The following is a 15,617-nucleotide window of genomic DNA, read 5'->3' on the forward strand; positions in this document are numbered from 1 at the left end:
CATATGGAGCTCCCCACCCGCTACTACAAAGCGTATATAATTTTACGAAAAACAATTCCGGAATCATTCAGACCGGCCCCCATAAAAAATTCGTGCTGCCGGTGCCCAAAAAAAATCCATTAGGAGATGACACCATACAAACGATAAAAAATCCCCCACGAAAATTTTCCGGAGCCGCCTCATGAGCCGCCATCCGGTCAAGGCACTCGAAAAGGCAGACCCGATCGCCCGGCAGCGCGGCGACGTACAGTACTACGAGCGCGGTGCCGGGATGAATGCCGACTTCACCATCACCACCCCGGAAATTTTTGCACCGGTAAAGATCAAACGGATGCGGTACCTTCGCTGCACGATCCCGTGGCTGGAGCGCGAGGCAGTGGAAGAGATCGCCGGCCTCCGGCTGTTCCCATCTTCTCGCGAGATCTCCCGGGAGCTCTGGTTCTGCTCGTCAGAGTATGCGTTCCGGTTCTTTCGTGTCTGCGATACCGGCCTCGTGGAGCTCGGGCGGGACGGGCAGCCGCTGCCGGAGAAATTACCGGTGCCGAAGCCCGGAGCGGGAGCAGCACCTGTTGCCCTGAAGAGGATTGTACCTCCAAGTCCTGGCGATTCCCCGTAAAATCCCCTCCCCCCGGATACCCCGTAACCGGTCCTCCGACGGAGAACATGATTTAGGGGAATGCCTCCCCCTGCCGGGGTACTCATCTTTAAATTGGGCTCCGTTTGGCAAACGGGGGTGTTTACGGTCGTTTTAAGAAACCCTGCCGGTTTCTATAACCCGAAAAATTGCCGAATTCACAGGATTACCCTGCTTTCCACTCCAGAAAACGCCCGTTCCTGCCCCCAATCGGCAGGTTCACGACGAAAGCCAAAAATGCGTTAACCGGACCTAATACGCTTGGAAAACAGGATTGTTATCGGGTATCAGGGAATGTATACGGGGGCGTTTCTTAGTGTTCGATTCTCATTTTTATGAGTATCCGGAGAGATCTGAGAGCCACCCAGGTTTCGACAAATCAGTGATGAAGGAGAAATAACCCGCGATTCTTCATCTGAACTCCCCGATCGTGGCATCCGCAATTCCCAGTTCACGGTCGATTGCAACCACGAGCCGGTTGAGCGTGCGGATCACTTCTTTGGCATCTTCCTTGTCCATGCTGCCCGGCTGGTGCCAGATCACTTTCTTCCTGAGCAGGGTGGTGAGTTCTTCAATCTCGGTTCCCCGGAACTTCTCCGGAAGCGTGAGCCCCTCGACATGATCGCCAGCCCCGAACCATGCCTGTTCAGGGGGCAGGGCGAAATGCCCTGCGATCAGCATGATGCTGGTGACGAACCCGTGCCCGAACTGGTTTATCATGCAATGATGATGGCAGGGGGAATTAAAAAAGGTGACTTAGAAAAAGCGGATTGCAGTCAGCCAGATGGTGAGCGGGACTGCGATGATGAAGAGGAGCGAGAAGGTCAAAAAGGCCCATTCAAATCTCCGAAGGGGTTTTTTTGCGATGAACAGGTGGCTCTCCCTGCCATACCCCCGGCAGAGCATGCTCGTATATACCCGCTCCCCCTGCTCGTAAGAACGGATGAACATTGTTCCGATAGTATAGCCCAGCTGCCGGAGCCGGTAACGGTACGGCAGGTGGCGATCAAAGGCATCGAAACATTTGGTCTTTAAGGTCTCGTTGACTTTACGGAAGATATAACCAAAGACGAACAGGTACCGGATCATCATACCGAGCGCAAGGGCAATCTCTGCGGGGAGCCCGAGCCGGCTTGCTCCCTGTAAGAGATCCTGCATCTTTGTTGTGGATGAGAGCAGGATGATGAACGAGATGCTGATGAGGAATTTTACTGCGAGGATGGATGCAAATTCAACGGATTCTGCATAGATGCTGATGCCCAGTGGCAGTGACCAGAGGACATGGTAGTCCGTGTAATATTTGTTCTTGAAAAAGATCTGGAAGAGGATGATGATGCCCCAGATAGGAACGATCGCAAGCAGGCGCTTGCCATACACGCTCAGCGGGAGCTTTGAAACTGCCCAGAGGATTATGAAGAACAAAAAGAAGATGGCCCCGACCGTGTAGACCATGATGGAATAGGGGACTGCGACAATCGCGATGATCACCGCAAATGCGAGGATGATCTTTACCCGGGCATCGAGCCGGTGCATAAAACTGTCCCGGTACGCCTGCTTTTCAATGAAGAAAAGATCTTCGATCATGACTTGCCCTTGTACGCCTGCACGAGTGCATTCTCCGCATCTTCGTACGTATAGGCCATCGAGACCGGTACGCCATTTTTCTGGAGGGACCTGAGCAGTTTTGGGAGTACCGGCACATCGAGCCGCATGGACCTGAGCATGTCAGGCTGCATGAAGATCTGCTCCACGTTGCCTTCTGCCACAAACTTTCCCTTGTTCATCACATAGATGTAATCCGCAACTTCAGCAACAAGGGAGACATCATGGGTGGAGAAGACAACTGTCATGCCGTATTGTTTTGAGAGGGAATTGATGAAACCGATCAGGTCATGGACCCCCTGGGGATCGAGTCCCGCGGTTGGTTCATCGAGCACCAGCACCTCAGGCTCCATTGCGATCACACCGGCAATTGCGACGCGTTTCTTTTCTCCGCCGCTCAGGTGGTGGGGAACCCTTTCTGCAAGGTCTTCGATGCCGACAATTTTTAAGGCTTCATGCACCCGGTGATGGATCGTCTCTTCGTCCAGCCCGAGATTCGTAGGGCCGAATGCCACGTCCTGTTCAACGGTCGGGGAAAAGATCTGGTCGTCAGCATTCTGGAAGACGATCCCCACAAATTTCCGCACCTCCCGGATATTTGCCTTGGTGATCGGTTCACCCCGGATCAGGATCGATCCCGATGTGGGCTTGAAGATGCCGTTGAAATGTTTAAAAAGTGTACTCTTTCCTGCACCGTTCGAGCCGATAACCGCAATCCTCGCATTGCGCGGGGCGATGAAATTGATGCCTTCCAGTGCCCTGACACTGTGGGGGTAAGAATAACAGAGATCCCTTGTTTCAATGAGGTGCATGTGTCTGGTACAATAGGTGGAAAAAATTAAAGGTCTATTGGTTTGGGTTTGGCTGTTGTGACTTTTTCCGGTTCGCGAGCAGTTTTGAAATTCCCATAATAAGGCCGAATGCTAGAAGTGTGCCGGCAACTATGGCGATGACACTCCCCAATGGTCCGAATTTTTCGCCCAGCGAGTAATCCGGCATCGGTGATTCGTACGAGAATTTGCCGGTCGTGTCTTCATGGATTTCTGCATCTGCGGGAGTGTCTCCCGTGAGTGTTTTCTGGCCCTGCACCATCAGGGCCGTGCTCTCCAGTCCGTCCGGATCACCGGATGCAAAGAAGACTGCGACAACACCGATGAGGAGGGCAACAATAATTCCGGCAATAAGGAATGTTTTGTTGTCCATTACACATTCACTCCTTTCACTGCGGGAACTTCAATCTTAAAGTCCACAATATCCGGCCGGGCTGCCACAATGAGGCGGATGGCAACCACCGTAACAAATCCTTCTATGATTCCGATAAGGGCATGGTACAGTCCCATGGCGACCAATCCCTCGTTAAGCGGGAACGTGCCGGCAAAGAACATCTCGACTGCACAGGCAAGTGCGGGAATCACACACGCAAGCCAGGCAGCAATGAACGCAGCGATGTTGACGTTTTTGGTCGCAGCCATCAGTCCCTTGAATGTATAGAATCCGACAAATCCCCCGATAACGCCCATGTTGAGGATATTGGCACCCATTGTAGTAATGCCGCCATCACCGAACAAGACACCCTGCACGATCAGGACAAGGGTGAGTATGAAGACTGCGGCAAACGGTGAACCGAGGATGATCGCTGCGAGTGCTCCTCCAACAAGGTGTCCGCTCGTTCCCATGGAGACCGGGAGGTTGAAGGACTGGAGCGCAAAGATACCGGCAGCCAGTACCGCGATCAACGGAATCTTCTCTTCGCTCATCTCGTTTCGTGCCCATCGGAGGGCGAGTGCAATGAACACAAGGGCGATGATCCAGTAGATTGCGCCCTGCCAGATTGGTATGAATGCGTCGGGAATATGCATGGGGTCACCAGGTTTGGTATTACGTTTACAAATTATTGTAACACCCAGTAGTTAAAAAGTATTGTTATTTGATATTTTTTCGAACCCATTGCATCCTTTATCTGAATTTCCAGGTTGGAATTTTTTTCAACCCCTTCAATGAAAAGGGAACGTATTTCCCTTTAACTGTCAGGATTCGTGGCAGGCGATCAGGTACCCGATAATTTTGGATACGGGAAGTATGAATGCTTCATACTTTCCTGAATCATTTATAAAAACCTTAAAAAACAATCCGCAATCATATACACATAACGAGGCTTTTTATGACCATGGACTCCGATCTCTCCCGCATAGGCATCTCGCTTCCCAGCAACCTGCTCGACAAGTTTGATGATATTATCAACCAGCGCGGGTACTCGTCCCGTTCAGAAGGCATCCGGGATGCGATCCGCACGTACATAACGTATTACAAGTGGATGTCCGATGTCAAGGGTGAACGTGAAGGGGTCATCACTATGGTCTATGATCATGACCAGCGGGGACTTCTGGTCACGCTTACCGATATCCAGCACGAGTACCATAAACTGATCAAGGCATCGCTGCACTCGCATGTGACCCACAACCGGTGTCTTGAAGTGATCCTTGTGCACGGTGACGGGGCCGAGCTCAAGTTGTTTGCCGAGCGGCTCATGTCCCAGAAGGGTGTCGAGTCGGTGAAGCTTACCACGATAACGGTGGATGAGTAAGAATCACCCATCAATACCGGGAAAATCCGTTACATCCACCTGTGTTTTTTTTTGATTTTTCAGTTGTGTTTTTGCGATCCTTTCATATCAGCGTTCTGGCAGCAGTTACCCGCGTGCATGACTTGTAACAGGGGGCAAAATTATCCGCAGAAAGAAATGGCATTAACAGCGGTTATCTGGCATCGTTTCCGCACCCGTTTTTGAAAACCGGCCCCGATTCTGGCAGTTTTAGGATCTCAATCCAATCCGGTCGATTTCCTGGCAGATTTGGACATACACATTACTGAACGGAACCCGATTTGGGCGTATTTTACCTCAGGTCTTGTCCGGTTCTTCACCATCGACGTTATTTCTGGTTTGGTATAGGTATTAAGATAAACCCGTCTTTCAGGCAGATCAAAACCGGATTGGCGTTTCTTCATTGGGGGGATCAAAAAGGAACTGGCGAACAATGAAAACAGGATTTGTTGTAAAAACGCAACTATTGAACCCGGATAGGCATTTTTGCCGGTAGAAGGAGAGTTGGTCCAAAAAGAGGATCGTGTCCCCATTCCATTTTTTTAAAAACTGACCGCGAATTTCCTATCCAAATGCTCGACTTCAATCCAGACAAAATAAGGATGGCAGATTCATAACCCATTATAAAATTTTTACACTTTCGTAACTCTTGATGTTAAATCAAAATTATTTTATAAGATTTAGTGCTACTTAGATTGAAATTCGTATGAAAAACATTATTGTAAGCACCCTGATTATTGCGACGATTCTCATCGCTCTTCTCGTGTCTGCGGGATGCACTGCCCAGACTAATCCGCAGAGTTCTGCACAAATGAATACGCAAACCATTCAGCAAGCCGATACCGGAAAAATTTCAATCACTGATATGGCCAACCGGACCGTGGACGTGAAAAAAGATCCCCAGCGGATCATCGGTGTAGGAGCCGGTGCCCTGCGGATGATTTCGTATCTCCAGGCCGCTGATCGGGTGGTCGGTGTCGATGATCGCGAACAGAAAAAGTACAACCCCTCCGGGTTCGGCATGCCGTCTGGTATCGACAAGCCCTACAACCTGGCAAATCCGACCCTCTCAACACTGCCCTTCATTGGCGGAAAGACCGGTGACCCGGAACTGATCGCAGCGCAGAACCCGGATGTGGTTTTCTTTACGTTCACTACCGGTAAAGATGCACAGACGTTACAGGAAAAAAGTGGCCGTACTGTGGTGGCCCTTACAACCGGTGATCTCGGCAAAAACAAGGATGTTTTCTACCAGTCATTGAGGCTGATGGCAAAGATCCTTGGAAAAGAGCAGCGGGCAGAATCGATCACCACGTACATTGACGGGACAATAAAAGATCTCAACGATCGGACAAAATACATCCCGGCAGACAAACGTCCGCGAGTATATGTCGGGGGTATCGCATACAACGGGGCACATGGCTTCCTCTCCACCGATCCCGCATATTCACCGCTTCTCATGGTGAACGGCAACAATGTTGCAGCCTCCGCAAGTGTCGGGGGCCAGATGATGATCGACAAGGAAAAACTGCTGGACTGGAAACCCGATGTGATCTTTGTGGACGAAGCGAGTTACGCACTCGTCAAAGAGGATCTCAAGGACCCGGTCTACCAGTCGCTCCCGGCCGTGAAGAACGGCCGTGTTTACGCAGTCATGCCCTACAACTGGTACGCCAACAATTACGACACTGTTCTCGCTGACGCATACTATATCGGAAAGACCCTCTACCCCGAACAGTTTGCCGATGTGGACCCCGCACGAAAAGCGGATGAGATCTACACGATGCTTGACGGAAAACCGGTGTACAGCGATATGAAGACACTCTTCGGTGGCTTCGTGCCGTTCTCAACGCTGGAGAAATGAGGATGCGGCGATGTGCGACAATACGTCCCCGGTTCCTGATCTTTCTACGGTTCCGGAAATTTCCGGGACTAATCCCCTCACATTTCTCGATACGGCGCTGACGGGAGTACGCCAGTACCATGCGGTGATGACGGCTCTCAATCTCGGGTTATTTGACAATCTCCGTGAGCCAAAAACCGGGCCGGAATGTGCCCTGGCACTGGGATGCAGGCCGGAGATCGTCACCCTCCTGTGCGAGGGACTGGTCACGCTTGGCCTGCTGGAAAAAACAGGGGAACACTATCGCGACAGCGGGATCACGCTGACCTGTCTGGTCAGGGATGCCCCGTTCCCGCAGCACCGGGCAATCGCATTCCAGCGGAAACTTGCGGGGTTCTGGGCGGACCTTCCCCGGATTGCAAAAGACGGTCCGGTCACCTGTGACCGTGCGCAGATGTTCAGGGATGTGATCATCCCCACCATGGCAGAGAACTGCCGGTGCGGGCTCCTCCAGCAGGTGACCGCAAGCGTGGCAACTATTCCGGAATTCTCTGCTGCCCGCCGGTTGCTTGATCTGGGTGGGGGGCACGGTCTGTACTCGATTGCATTCTGCCAGAAAAATCCCGGGCTGAATGCAGTAGTATTTGATCTGCCCCCGGTAATGGGTGCCACGCGGGACTTCATCAGCAGGTATCGTGCCGACAGGGTGAGTGTTATGCCCGGGGATTTCTTCAAAGACCCCATAGGCAGCGGGTACGATATCGTCTTCTCATCGTCGAATCCCGGGGGAAAAGTGCCGGAACTGATCCCAAAGATCGCCAACGCGCTCAATCCGGGCGGCCTGTTCATCAACAAACAGGCCATCGACGATGCACCGTACGATCCGTGGCTCAACCTCGAATGGAATCTCTGGACCTTCGAAGGAGTACAGAAACAGGCAGCCCGGTATGTCTTTGCCAACAGTGTACCGTTTGCGGAATACAACCGGCTGCTGGTGGACCATGGTTTTGTTGTACGGGATGTTGTGCCGATCGATGCACAATCGGCCATGACCATCGCCGAGAAGGTAACGTCATGACCCTTCAGCTTCACGGGCGGACCTGAAACATGCATCTTGACATCAGTGCAGTCAAAGAACCCGGGGCCTACACCGGCTACATCCGGAAAAAAGTTCTCTTTCTCTGTGCATGTACGGTAGCCCTGGTTCTTCTGGCATTCGTATCTGTGGGTGTGGGAAGTGTCATGATTCCCTTTGCCGATGTGATCCAGACGCTGGTATATCACTCGTCAGGAAATGCTGAGATGATCATCTGGAACATCCGGCTTCCCCGGGTACTTGCTGCGGTAGTCTGCGGGATTGGTCTCGCGGCAGCTGGTGTCGTGATGCAGTCCGTTTTGCGCAACCCGCTCAGTTCCCCCTACACGCTGGGTGTCTCGCAGGCAGCGGCCTTTGGTGCAGCAGTTGCTATCACCATGTTTGGTGCAGGCACACTCGGCCGTCTTATCTCGGATGCAATTGTGGTGAACAACCCGTACCTTGTCACCATCTGTGCATTCCTGTCATCGCTGGTTGCTACCTCCGTTATCCTTCTCGTGGCAAAATACCGGAGCACGTCACCGGAGGTGATGATCCTTGTGGGTGTTGCGCTTGCAGCCCTGTTCACCGCAGGGACAACGTTCCTCCAGTACTTCTCCAGCGCCGAACAGATCGCCGCGATTGTTTTCTGGACGTTCGGGGATGTGGGACGGGCAACATGGAGTGATCTCGCGATCATCGTTGCCGTAATCACTCCCTGCCTCGTGTATTTCATGGTCAAACGCTGGGACTACAATGCACTCGACAGCGGCGATGAGACAGCAAAGAGTCTCGGGGTCAATGCGGAACGCGTGCGGACCGTGGCGATGTTCCTCTCATCATTAATCGCGGCCGTCGTAGTTTCGTTCCTCGGTATTATCGGGTTCATCGGTCTGGTCAGCCCGCACATGGTGCGGCGAATCATTGGTGACGACCAGCGGTATCTCCTTCCCGGCTCCTGCATTGTGGGGGGTATCATTCTTCTCGGCGCTGATACCGTGGCTCGGATTATCATTGCACCTGCGGTCCTCCCGGCAGGAGTGCTCACCGCATTTCTCGGAGCCCCGCTCTTCCTCTACCTGCTGATCCGGGGGAACCCCTCATGATTCTGAACGTAGAGAACCTTTCGTTCCGGTACAACAGCCATCCTGTTCTTCAGGATATTTGTTGCGATGCCCGGCCTGACGAGATCGTTGCGATTCTCGGGCCGAACGGAGCCGGTAAAACCACCCTGCTGCGCTGTATGAATGCCATGCTCCGGCCAAAAACCGGCACGGTTATGCTCGGAGAGCAGGACATTCTCTTATCTTCCCGCAGGGAGATTGCGCAGTCGATTGCCCATGTTCCCCAGCATATTGAACCGCCACGGGTGACCGCGTTCGATGCGATCCTGCTCGGGCGGCGCCCGTGGATCGGCATGAACGTTCGACAGGACGATATCTTAAAAGTCCAGGCAATCATCGAACAACTCAACCTGTCGGGTCTTGCGCTCCGACACGTGGACGCGATGAGCGGCGGTGAACTCCAGAAGATCGTCATCGCCCGTGCGCTGGTCCAGGAGCCCCGGGTCCTGCTGCTCGATGAACCGACCAGCAGCCTTGACTTAAAAAACCAGCACGAGATCATGCGGTTCATCCGCTCCGTTGTCCATACTCACCATCTGACCGCCCTGATGACCCTGCATGATCTCAATCTCGCGCTTCATTATGCCGATCGCTTTGTCCTGCTCAAAGAGGGCATGGTCTTTGCAGCGGGGGGGGAAGAGGTGATCACGCCGGAACTGATCGAAGAGGTCTATGGGGTACCGGTTGCGATCCAGCGCTGGGGCGGGAGGAGTGTGGTTGTACCACATGCCGATGCGGATGATTCCCTGCGATTACCAGGGGATTTCCCCGGGACGGTGATGAGTATGTGACACCAGGGAATTATCCTACGAAGTTTCGACAAAAATCGCCTCAAATATCCATTAATTTTTTTTGCACGTCTTTTCCTGATGGTAAAAGAAAAACAAAGTAATTCGCTCTGAAAACAAAGAACAAACTACACACGTGATCCTATGACCCAATCCATAAAAACCTACAACGAAGCGGTAGCCTTCCACGGCCATGCCTGCCCTGGACTTGCACTCGGCTACCGGGCGGCAGCGTACGCAATGGACGCCCTCAGGGCCGGCCGCCCGGATGATGAAGACCTTGTCTGTATTGTAGAGAACGACGCCTGCGGGGTTGACGCGATCCAGCTGGTTGCCGGCTGCTCGGTGGGAAAAGGCAACCTGATCCTCCACGACATCGGGAAGCATGCCTATACCTTCATCGATCGGAAATACAATCGTGCGATCCGCCTTGTCCAGAGGCCGGAACCAGTCGTACAGCGCATTGACCCGGTGGCATCAGCACTCCGGGAAAAAGTGATGGGCGGGACAGCAACGCCCGCTGAGCATAAAGAGTTCCACGAGCGGCAGGCTGGAGTCATTGAGAATATTCTCAAAATGCCAATCGATGAACTTTTTATTACGAAAGAAGTCAAGCCGGAAATCCCGGTGAGGGCAAAGATCTTCGCATCTGTTCAGTGCACCCGCTGTGGCGAGATGGTTGCCGAGCACCGGGCACGTGTCCGTGACGGGAAGTTCGTCTGCATGCCCTGTGCCGGCGAGTACGGCAGAGGGTGGTGAAAGAAAACGGAACGGGCCGGGGACTTACTCACCGGCCGGGATGTCGAAAACGGAATTGTGGCGGATCATAAAAGAACTGCCACGTCCCATTTTGTATGAATGAGTCATGAGGCTGGCTTCCTGCGTGCCTGCCCGGCCCAGAACCCAAATACGCCCCCGACAAGGATACCACCCACGGCTGCCTGCAACGCAAAGAGGCATGCTTCAATTTCCCCGCTGGGGGGTTCCCACTGGGCGATCAGGGGCTGAAAATTTTCAACCGGGGTACCGGAAAGTTGTGCGATAAGTCCTGAACCTACATTATCCGAACCGGCAAATTCCGCCCCGCTCATGGTCGCGCTCGTGTACAGGAACAGTGCGCAGAATGCCACAATGGCAATCCCGGCAAGGAGTTCGAGCGTATACCGGTAAGCCATCAGCACTCACTCCGGGCCGCATTGATCTTTTCTTCTGAGAATACTTTCAGCCGGATCAGGATATCCGGTTTGAGTGCCACGATATACTTGAATACCAGTGCAAGGACAATGCCTTCGACAATCGCAAGGGGAACCTGCGTAACGGCAAATATGCCCAGGAACAGGATGAATGAACTCGCAAAACCGCCGGTCTCTGCCGGGTATGCGAGTGCCAGTTCAAGCGAGGTCGTTACATACGTGAACATATCCGCAAGAGCGGTTACCAGGAATACTGTTATGTAAATATTTACGGAAGTGTCCCGGAGTAACCGGTATACTCCATACCCCACCAAGGGTCCGACGATTCCCATGGAGACGATGTTGGCTCCAAGAACCGAAAGTCCCCCGTGGGCAAGGAACAGGCTCTGGAACAGGAGAACAATCGCACAGACTACTGCGGTGATCCACGGTCCGAATGCGATTGTTGAGAGCCCGGTTCCGGTAGGATGGGAACAACTGCCCGTGACTGAAGGGAGTTTTAAGGAAGACAGGATAAATACAAATCCTCCCGTCACTCCCAGCAGGGGAAGTGCTTCCCGATCAAGGGCCAGTACTTTTTTCAGCTGGTATATTCCGAGCATGAGGCAGGGCAGTGCAACGATCCACCAGATCAGGCACCATTGCCATGGTAAGAATCCTTCCATTATGTGCATGATAATACAACACAATTGTACTTGTTTTAACTAAATAAAATTTGCTTATAGTTTTTATAGAGTTTTTATGACAGAGCCAGATAAAAACAGGGGCATGAGCAGAGGCAATACCGGAAAAATAGTTACTACCTTTTTCCGATACGCCTGTTTTTCCCATCCCCGGAAAAAAGACCCTCATATTCGCATTCCTGCAGGGTTTCCCGGGTCCGGATGGGCTAAACTAAGCGATGAAAAATGATGCTGCCAGAAGGCCATTATCACCCGAAAACTGATGCCGTTTCCGCTGCCGGTTAGGAAAACCGGGTGAAATTTGGGCTGTTTTTTGATAGTGATCCAATCCGGGCGTTTTATGGGCTTTTCCGGATCGGGAAACATGAATCGGAGCCCGTATCGGGCGTTTTTGAGTAGCTGTATCTGGGCATCAAGGAAGATACTGGTGTAGGGTGTACTCCTTGATATTTTTCAAACCGTATATCACCCTGCCCTAGAAGGAGGTATTGCCCTGGAGTCCTCCACATTTTCATTTCCTACCCCCATCTCTTACGATTCTGGCTTTTTTCTTATCCCCTTCTCGTCTCCGGATCCTTGCCCGCACCCATAAGGTTATTCCCCTCCAAAAAGACAACTCCGGTAAGAATCCTGCCTGGAGATATCGGAGAATCCGAAGTTAATGCCATCAAACTCTCCGGAGAATGAACATGACCGCGATCGAGACGCATGACCTTACCAAATATTACGGGGATCTCTGTGCCGTGGATCACCTTTCCCTGTCCGTGGACAACGAGATCTTCGCTCTCCTTGGTCCCAATGGTTCGGGCAAGACAACAACGGTGCTCATGCTCACCACGCTGCTCCGTCCGACCGAAGGCACTGCAACGGTCTGCGGCTTCGATTGTGCCACCGAAGGGGACAAGGTCCGGAAAAAACTGAGCTATGTTCCGCAGGATATGGCTGTCGACATCCGGCTGACCGGGCGGGAAAATGTTGTGTTCTTTGCAAAACTTTACGGTGTGCCAGACCCCCGGGGGCAGGCAGACGAGGCCCTTGCAATTATGGAACTTTCTGATAGGGCTGACGATCTGGTGAAGACGTACTCGGGTGGTATGCGGCGCAGGCTCGAACTTGCCCAGGCGCTTGTGCATGAACCGGCCGTGCTCTTTCTGGATGAACCGACGCTTGGGCTCGATGTTGCTGCCCGGAAAAAGATCTGGGAGCATATCAGGGAACTCCGGAGCCGGGGCATGACGGTTTTTGTCACCACGCATTACATGGATGAGGCTGACAAGTTCTGTGACCGGGTGGCGATCATCAGCCGGGGGAGCATCAAAGCCATTGGTGAGCCCAAAGACCTTAAGGCCCGTCTGATGAAAGACGTGATCACGGCAAAGATTTCCGGGGAGTATATCCCCTTTGAACTGAGCGGCATCCGCTATGTGGGGAGGAAAGAAGACGAAGTCTCGTTCACCGCAGAGAACGGCCGTGAGGCACTGCCGCTCATAGCAGAATCCCTTGCCGCCCGGGGTATGAAAGTCCACTCGCTCTCCCTGCACGAGCCCACGCTGGACGATGTATTTCTCAATGTCGTGGGGAGCAGTGATGAGCCCCGCTCGTTCAACGACCAGCAGTTCAGGGTCATGCTCCGGAGGCGGAAATGAAGGGCATCTGGCATTACATGGAACGCGACCTGGTGAAGTGGGCCCGGGGCCGGGTGGCCGTCATCACCCTGCTGGTGATGCCTGCCGCATGGCTCATTTTCGTGGGTCTCGCCCTTCCGGTACAGTTCACCGGCAATTACCTGGACTTCATCACGCCCGGTATACTTGTCATGACCATGCTCGCCTCGTCCCTGCAGGGCGGGTCGCTTCTGATGTTTGACAAGATCCTGGGTTTTTTAAACAAGTTCCTCGCCCTTCCCTCCCCCAGAGAGGATATCCTGTTCGGAAAGATCCTGTTCATCACCATCCGGGGTATGATACAGGCGACTGTCATCCTGCTCATCGCGATCCTTATCGGGGCAACCATCCTTTCTCCCGTCCAGTACGGGATGATTTTTATTATCCTGATTCTCTTTGGTATCCTCTTCTCGGGACTCGCCACAACGATTGCACTCTATATCGATGACCACGACTCCTATGCAGCGGTCAATACCCTGATCTCGATGCCGCTCTTCTTCATGTCCAGCGCCCTCATGCCCTACAGTGTCATGCCGTCATGGATGCGGTCCATCGCAATGGTCAACCCGCTCAGTTTTGCCATCGATGCGATCCGATCGGTGGGTCTTGGTGAGATACCCCTGATGCAGATGGGGCTGCTGTTTGTTGCGGGAGGAGGGGTCCTTGTCATCTGTGTGCGGGTGTTCCGGAACATGACGGTGTGACCTGAATTTTGGATAACGGTTATGGATTATAAAAAAAGTGATTTAAGCCATGGATATAACCGATTTATTCATAATTTCGTTCATACTCTGTGAAGAGAATGAGTGTGACCCCCTCTCTCCCCCAGAGGGGGCGGCAGCCCAAGGGGAGCACCCCTTGACCCCTCCCCTTTTTTCCAGTGGTTTTTCCCTGCTTGCAACGACGCTTTAACGGGTGGTCGCTTGGCTGGGGGATATATTGTGCTTTGTAGAAATCATTTAAAAACTCTGACGCTCCTGGGGGCTTCGCCCCCGCCACTGGGGCACCCCCCATTGCGATGACAACGTATTACCTGTAACCTTACTCTGGCAATCGCACTGCGCCCGTCCCCCAACGGGGGACTGGTGGCGCAAGAGGGGGGCAATATATTACGTGAAAAAAAGTTTTCTACAATGCAAATAATTGAGACTGAGAAAACGGAATTGCAAAATTGTTTATACACTAACCCGATTGAACCGCCGCGGGGGCGCCCCTTCGGGGGCGGCGGGGTTCATCGTATCTGGGGTAGATGGGTATAAGCCCCCGTATAAAGCAGAGAAAAAAATTAACCAGATTTCCGGCCAGCCACTATTCCAGCACCCACCGCAATGATACACACCCAAATTTCCACCGGCACGCGTTGAGTGGGGATCGCTGTTGGTGATGGTATTGGAACCGTAGTAGTCGGAAGTTGTGTGGGTGTTTCTGTTATGGTCACGATAACTGGTGTCCGTTCCGGCGTGCGAACCGGTAGCGTGGCAATCGTATCGAATCCCACCGTTCCACGTTTCACTCCCACATCTCCCCGCTGTACAAGGATGTTGTCCTTTGCTGCGGACTGGGTATTTTCTACTTTGACCGAGAATGTCCGCGTCGCGGTATTCGATGAAGTCTGGAACGCGACAATGGCTTGCCCGTCCTTATCGGTTGTCACCAGTCCGTAATACTGCGTGTTGGACATTGACGCAGTTGAGGGAGCTACATCATCGAGAATCGTGCGGCCGCCCCCGTTATTGTACTGGTACGAACCGATCACATACGGGCCACCGGTTGGATCTTTTTCAATATTTGCCTGGTTGGCGAGAAGAACGGGGGGCTGGTCGCCGGGCTCCCCGCTCATGGTATACGTCCGGGTCAGCCAGACATAGTAGGCTGTGTTGGGCGTGCCTGTCACCGTGATGGTAAACCGTGAACCGCGGGTAAGGCCGGCCTCATCCGCAGAAACAAGCGGAAAGAGCAGAATGGATACAAAGATTATGGAAACAAGGAAGAAAGCGATGCGGTGCCTTCTGTTCTCTGGATGCTCTTCACGGTACATGGTAGCTCGTGAGAGTGATTGGCCGATTCTCCCAAATATGTTTGGGTTTAATCAAAACGCAGTAATTTTTCCGGATGCCGGTGAACAATGGGGCACAGCACGTTACACTCATGGAGACAAATGCAACCATGAAGGCCGAATACTAACAGAATCGTATTAAAAAAAAGAGAAATAATTAACCGCACAACACTTAGAAGCGGGGCTTCCGGTGTTTCGGGAGGCAGTCCCTGCAATAGACGGGCCTTCCCTCAGTTGGCTTGAACGGTACTTCGCATTCCTTTCCACAGTCTGAACAGACTACTTTTGTCATTTCACGGGGACCGAAGTCACGGGGACCGCGGTTGCCACCAAAATTTGATGATCCATACATA

At 52.7% G+C, this 15,617-nt stretch carries 18 protein-coding genes; 9 read left to right on the plus strand and 9 right to left on the minus strand.

The window, feature by feature from the left end:
* Positions 1 to 181: 181 nt before the first annotated feature.
* Positions 182 to 616: a hypothetical protein gene (locus tag WC593_06060; GenBank protein MFA4824706.1), complete on the plus strand. Its 435-nt coding sequence runs from the start codon at positions 182 to 184 to the stop codon at positions 614 to 616.
* 429 nt (positions 617 to 1,045) lie between these two features.
* Here the strand turns inward: WC593_06060 and WC593_06065 are convergent, their stop codons facing one another.
* From WC593_06065 to cbiM, 5 genes are read right to left on the minus strand one after another with little or no spacing between them, the layout of a single operon-like run.
* The gene (locus tag WC593_06065; GenBank protein MFA4824707.1) at positions 1,046 to 1,354 is read right to left on the minus strand and encodes a hypothetical protein; all 309 of its coding nucleotides are present in this window, start codon (positions 1,352 to 1,354) and stop codon (positions 1,046 to 1,048) included.
* 36 nt (positions 1,355 to 1,390) lie between these two features.
* Positions 1,391 to 2,218 carry a cobalt ECF transporter T component CbiQ gene (cbiQ, locus tag WC593_06070; GenBank protein ID MFA4824708.1) on the minus strand — a complete coding sequence of 276 codons (828 nt, stop codon included), beginning with the start codon at positions 2,216 to 2,218 and terminating at the stop codon, positions 1,391 to 1,393.
* On the minus strand, positions 2,215 to 3,048 hold the full coding sequence (locus WC593_06075; protein MFA4824709.1) for an ATP-binding cassette domain-containing protein: 834 nt from the start codon (positions 3,046 to 3,048) through the stop codon (positions 2,215 to 2,217). Before WC593_06075 ends, cbiQ begins: the two co-directional genes overlap by 4 nt.
* 34 nt (positions 3,049 to 3,082) lie before the next feature.
* Entirely contained in the window at positions 3,083 to 3,439 is a 357-nt protein-coding gene (locus tag WC593_06080) for a PDGLE domain-containing protein (protein ID MFA4824710.1), read from the minus strand.
* Entirely contained in the window at positions 3,439 to 4,095 is a 657-nt protein-coding gene (gene cbiM / locus WC593_06085) for a cobalt transporter CbiM (protein MFA4824711.1), read from the minus strand. The genes WC593_06080 and cbiM overlap by 1 nt, the downstream gene beginning before the upstream one ends.
* A 302-nt stretch (positions 4,096 to 4,397) precedes the next feature.
* Between cbiM and nikR the strand changes: the two genes are divergently transcribed.
* From nikR to WC593_06115, 6 genes are all read left to right on the plus strand, one after another.
* Positions 4,398 to 4,820 carry a nickel-responsive transcriptional regulator NikR gene (gene nikR / locus WC593_06090; GenBank protein MFA4824712.1) on the plus strand — a complete coding sequence of 141 codons (423 nt, stop codon included), beginning with the start codon at positions 4,398 to 4,400 and terminating at the stop codon, positions 4,818 to 4,820.
* A 724-nt stretch (positions 4,821 to 5,544) separates the two neighbouring features.
* The gene (locus WC593_06095; GenBank protein ID MFA4824713.1) at positions 5,545 to 6,702 is read left to right on the plus strand and encodes an iron ABC transporter substrate-binding protein; all 1,158 of its coding nucleotides are present in this window, start codon (positions 5,545 to 5,547) and stop codon (positions 6,700 to 6,702) included.
* A gap of 10 nt (positions 6,703 to 6,712) precedes the next feature.
* Positions 6,713 to 7,759 (plus strand): methyltransferase, encoded by a 1,047-nt coding sequence (locus tag WC593_06100; GenBank protein MFA4824714.1) that lies wholly within the window; start codon positions 6,713 to 6,715, stop codon positions 7,757 to 7,759.
* A gap of 29 nt (positions 7,760 to 7,788) precedes the next feature.
* Positions 7,789 to 8,862, plus strand: coding sequence for an iron ABC transporter permease (locus WC593_06105; GenBank protein ID MFA4824715.1), 1,074 nt, complete (start codon positions 7,789 to 7,791; stop codon positions 8,860 to 8,862).
* The gene (locus tag WC593_06110; GenBank protein ID MFA4824716.1) at positions 8,859 to 9,671 is read left to right on the plus strand and encodes an ABC transporter ATP-binding protein; all 813 of its coding nucleotides are present in this window, start codon (positions 8,859 to 8,861) and stop codon (positions 9,669 to 9,671) included. The genes WC593_06105 and WC593_06110 overlap by 4 nt, the downstream gene beginning before the upstream one ends.
* Before the next feature lie 141 nt (positions 9,672 to 9,812).
* Positions 9,813 to 10,427: an FmdE family protein gene (locus WC593_06115; protein MFA4824717.1), complete on the plus strand. Its 615-nt coding sequence runs from the start codon at positions 9,813 to 9,815 to the stop codon at positions 10,425 to 10,427.
* Between the two features lie 104 nt (positions 10,428 to 10,531).
* On the opposite strand, the gene WC593_06120 is transcribed toward WC593_06115, so the two are convergent.
* Entirely contained in the window at positions 10,532 to 10,843 is a 312-nt protein-coding gene (locus WC593_06120) for a cobalt transport protein CbiN (protein MFA4824718.1), read from the minus strand.
* Complete coding sequence (locus WC593_06125) at positions 10,843 to 11,535, minus strand: energy-coupling factor ABC transporter permease (GenBank protein ID MFA4824719.1); 693 nt, start codon at positions 11,533 to 11,535, stop codon at positions 10,843 to 10,845. The genes WC593_06120 and WC593_06125 overlap by 1 nt, the downstream gene beginning before the upstream one ends.
* 698 nt (positions 11,536 to 12,233) lie before the next feature.
* On the opposite strand from WC593_06125, the gene WC593_06130 reads away from it, so the two are divergent.
* Together WC593_06130 and WC593_06135 are read left to right on the plus strand one after the other, a co-directional pair.
* Positions 12,234 to 13,190, plus strand: a complete 957-nt coding sequence (locus tag WC593_06130) for an ATP-binding cassette domain-containing protein (GenBank protein ID MFA4824720.1) — start codon at positions 12,234 to 12,236, stop codon at positions 13,188 to 13,190.
* Entirely contained in the window at positions 13,187 to 13,912 is a 726-nt protein-coding gene (locus WC593_06135) for an ABC transporter permease (GenBank protein ID MFA4824721.1), read from the plus strand. Before WC593_06130 ends, WC593_06135 begins: the two co-directional genes overlap by 4 nt.
* Positions 13,913 to 14,493: 581 nt before the next feature.
* On the opposite strand, the gene WC593_06140 is transcribed toward WC593_06135, so the two are convergent.
* Both WC593_06140 and WC593_06145 read right to left on the minus strand, forming a co-directional pair.
* On the minus strand, positions 14,494 to 15,246 hold the full coding sequence (locus WC593_06140) for a hypothetical protein (GenBank protein MFA4824722.1): 753 nt from the start codon (positions 15,244 to 15,246) through the stop codon (positions 14,494 to 14,496).
* Positions 15,247 to 15,436: 190 nt separating this feature from the next.
* Positions 15,437 to 15,616: a CxxC-x17-CxxC domain-containing protein gene (locus tag WC593_06145; protein ID MFA4824723.1), complete on the minus strand. Its 180-nt coding sequence runs from the start codon at positions 15,614 to 15,616 to the stop codon at positions 15,437 to 15,439.
* Position 15,617 lies beyond the last annotated feature (1 nt).

It is taken from the genome of Methanoregula sp. (assembly GCA_041645435.1).
Taxonomy (GTDB): Archaea; Halobacteriota; Methanomicrobia; order Methanomicrobiales; family Methanospirillaceae; genus Methanoregula.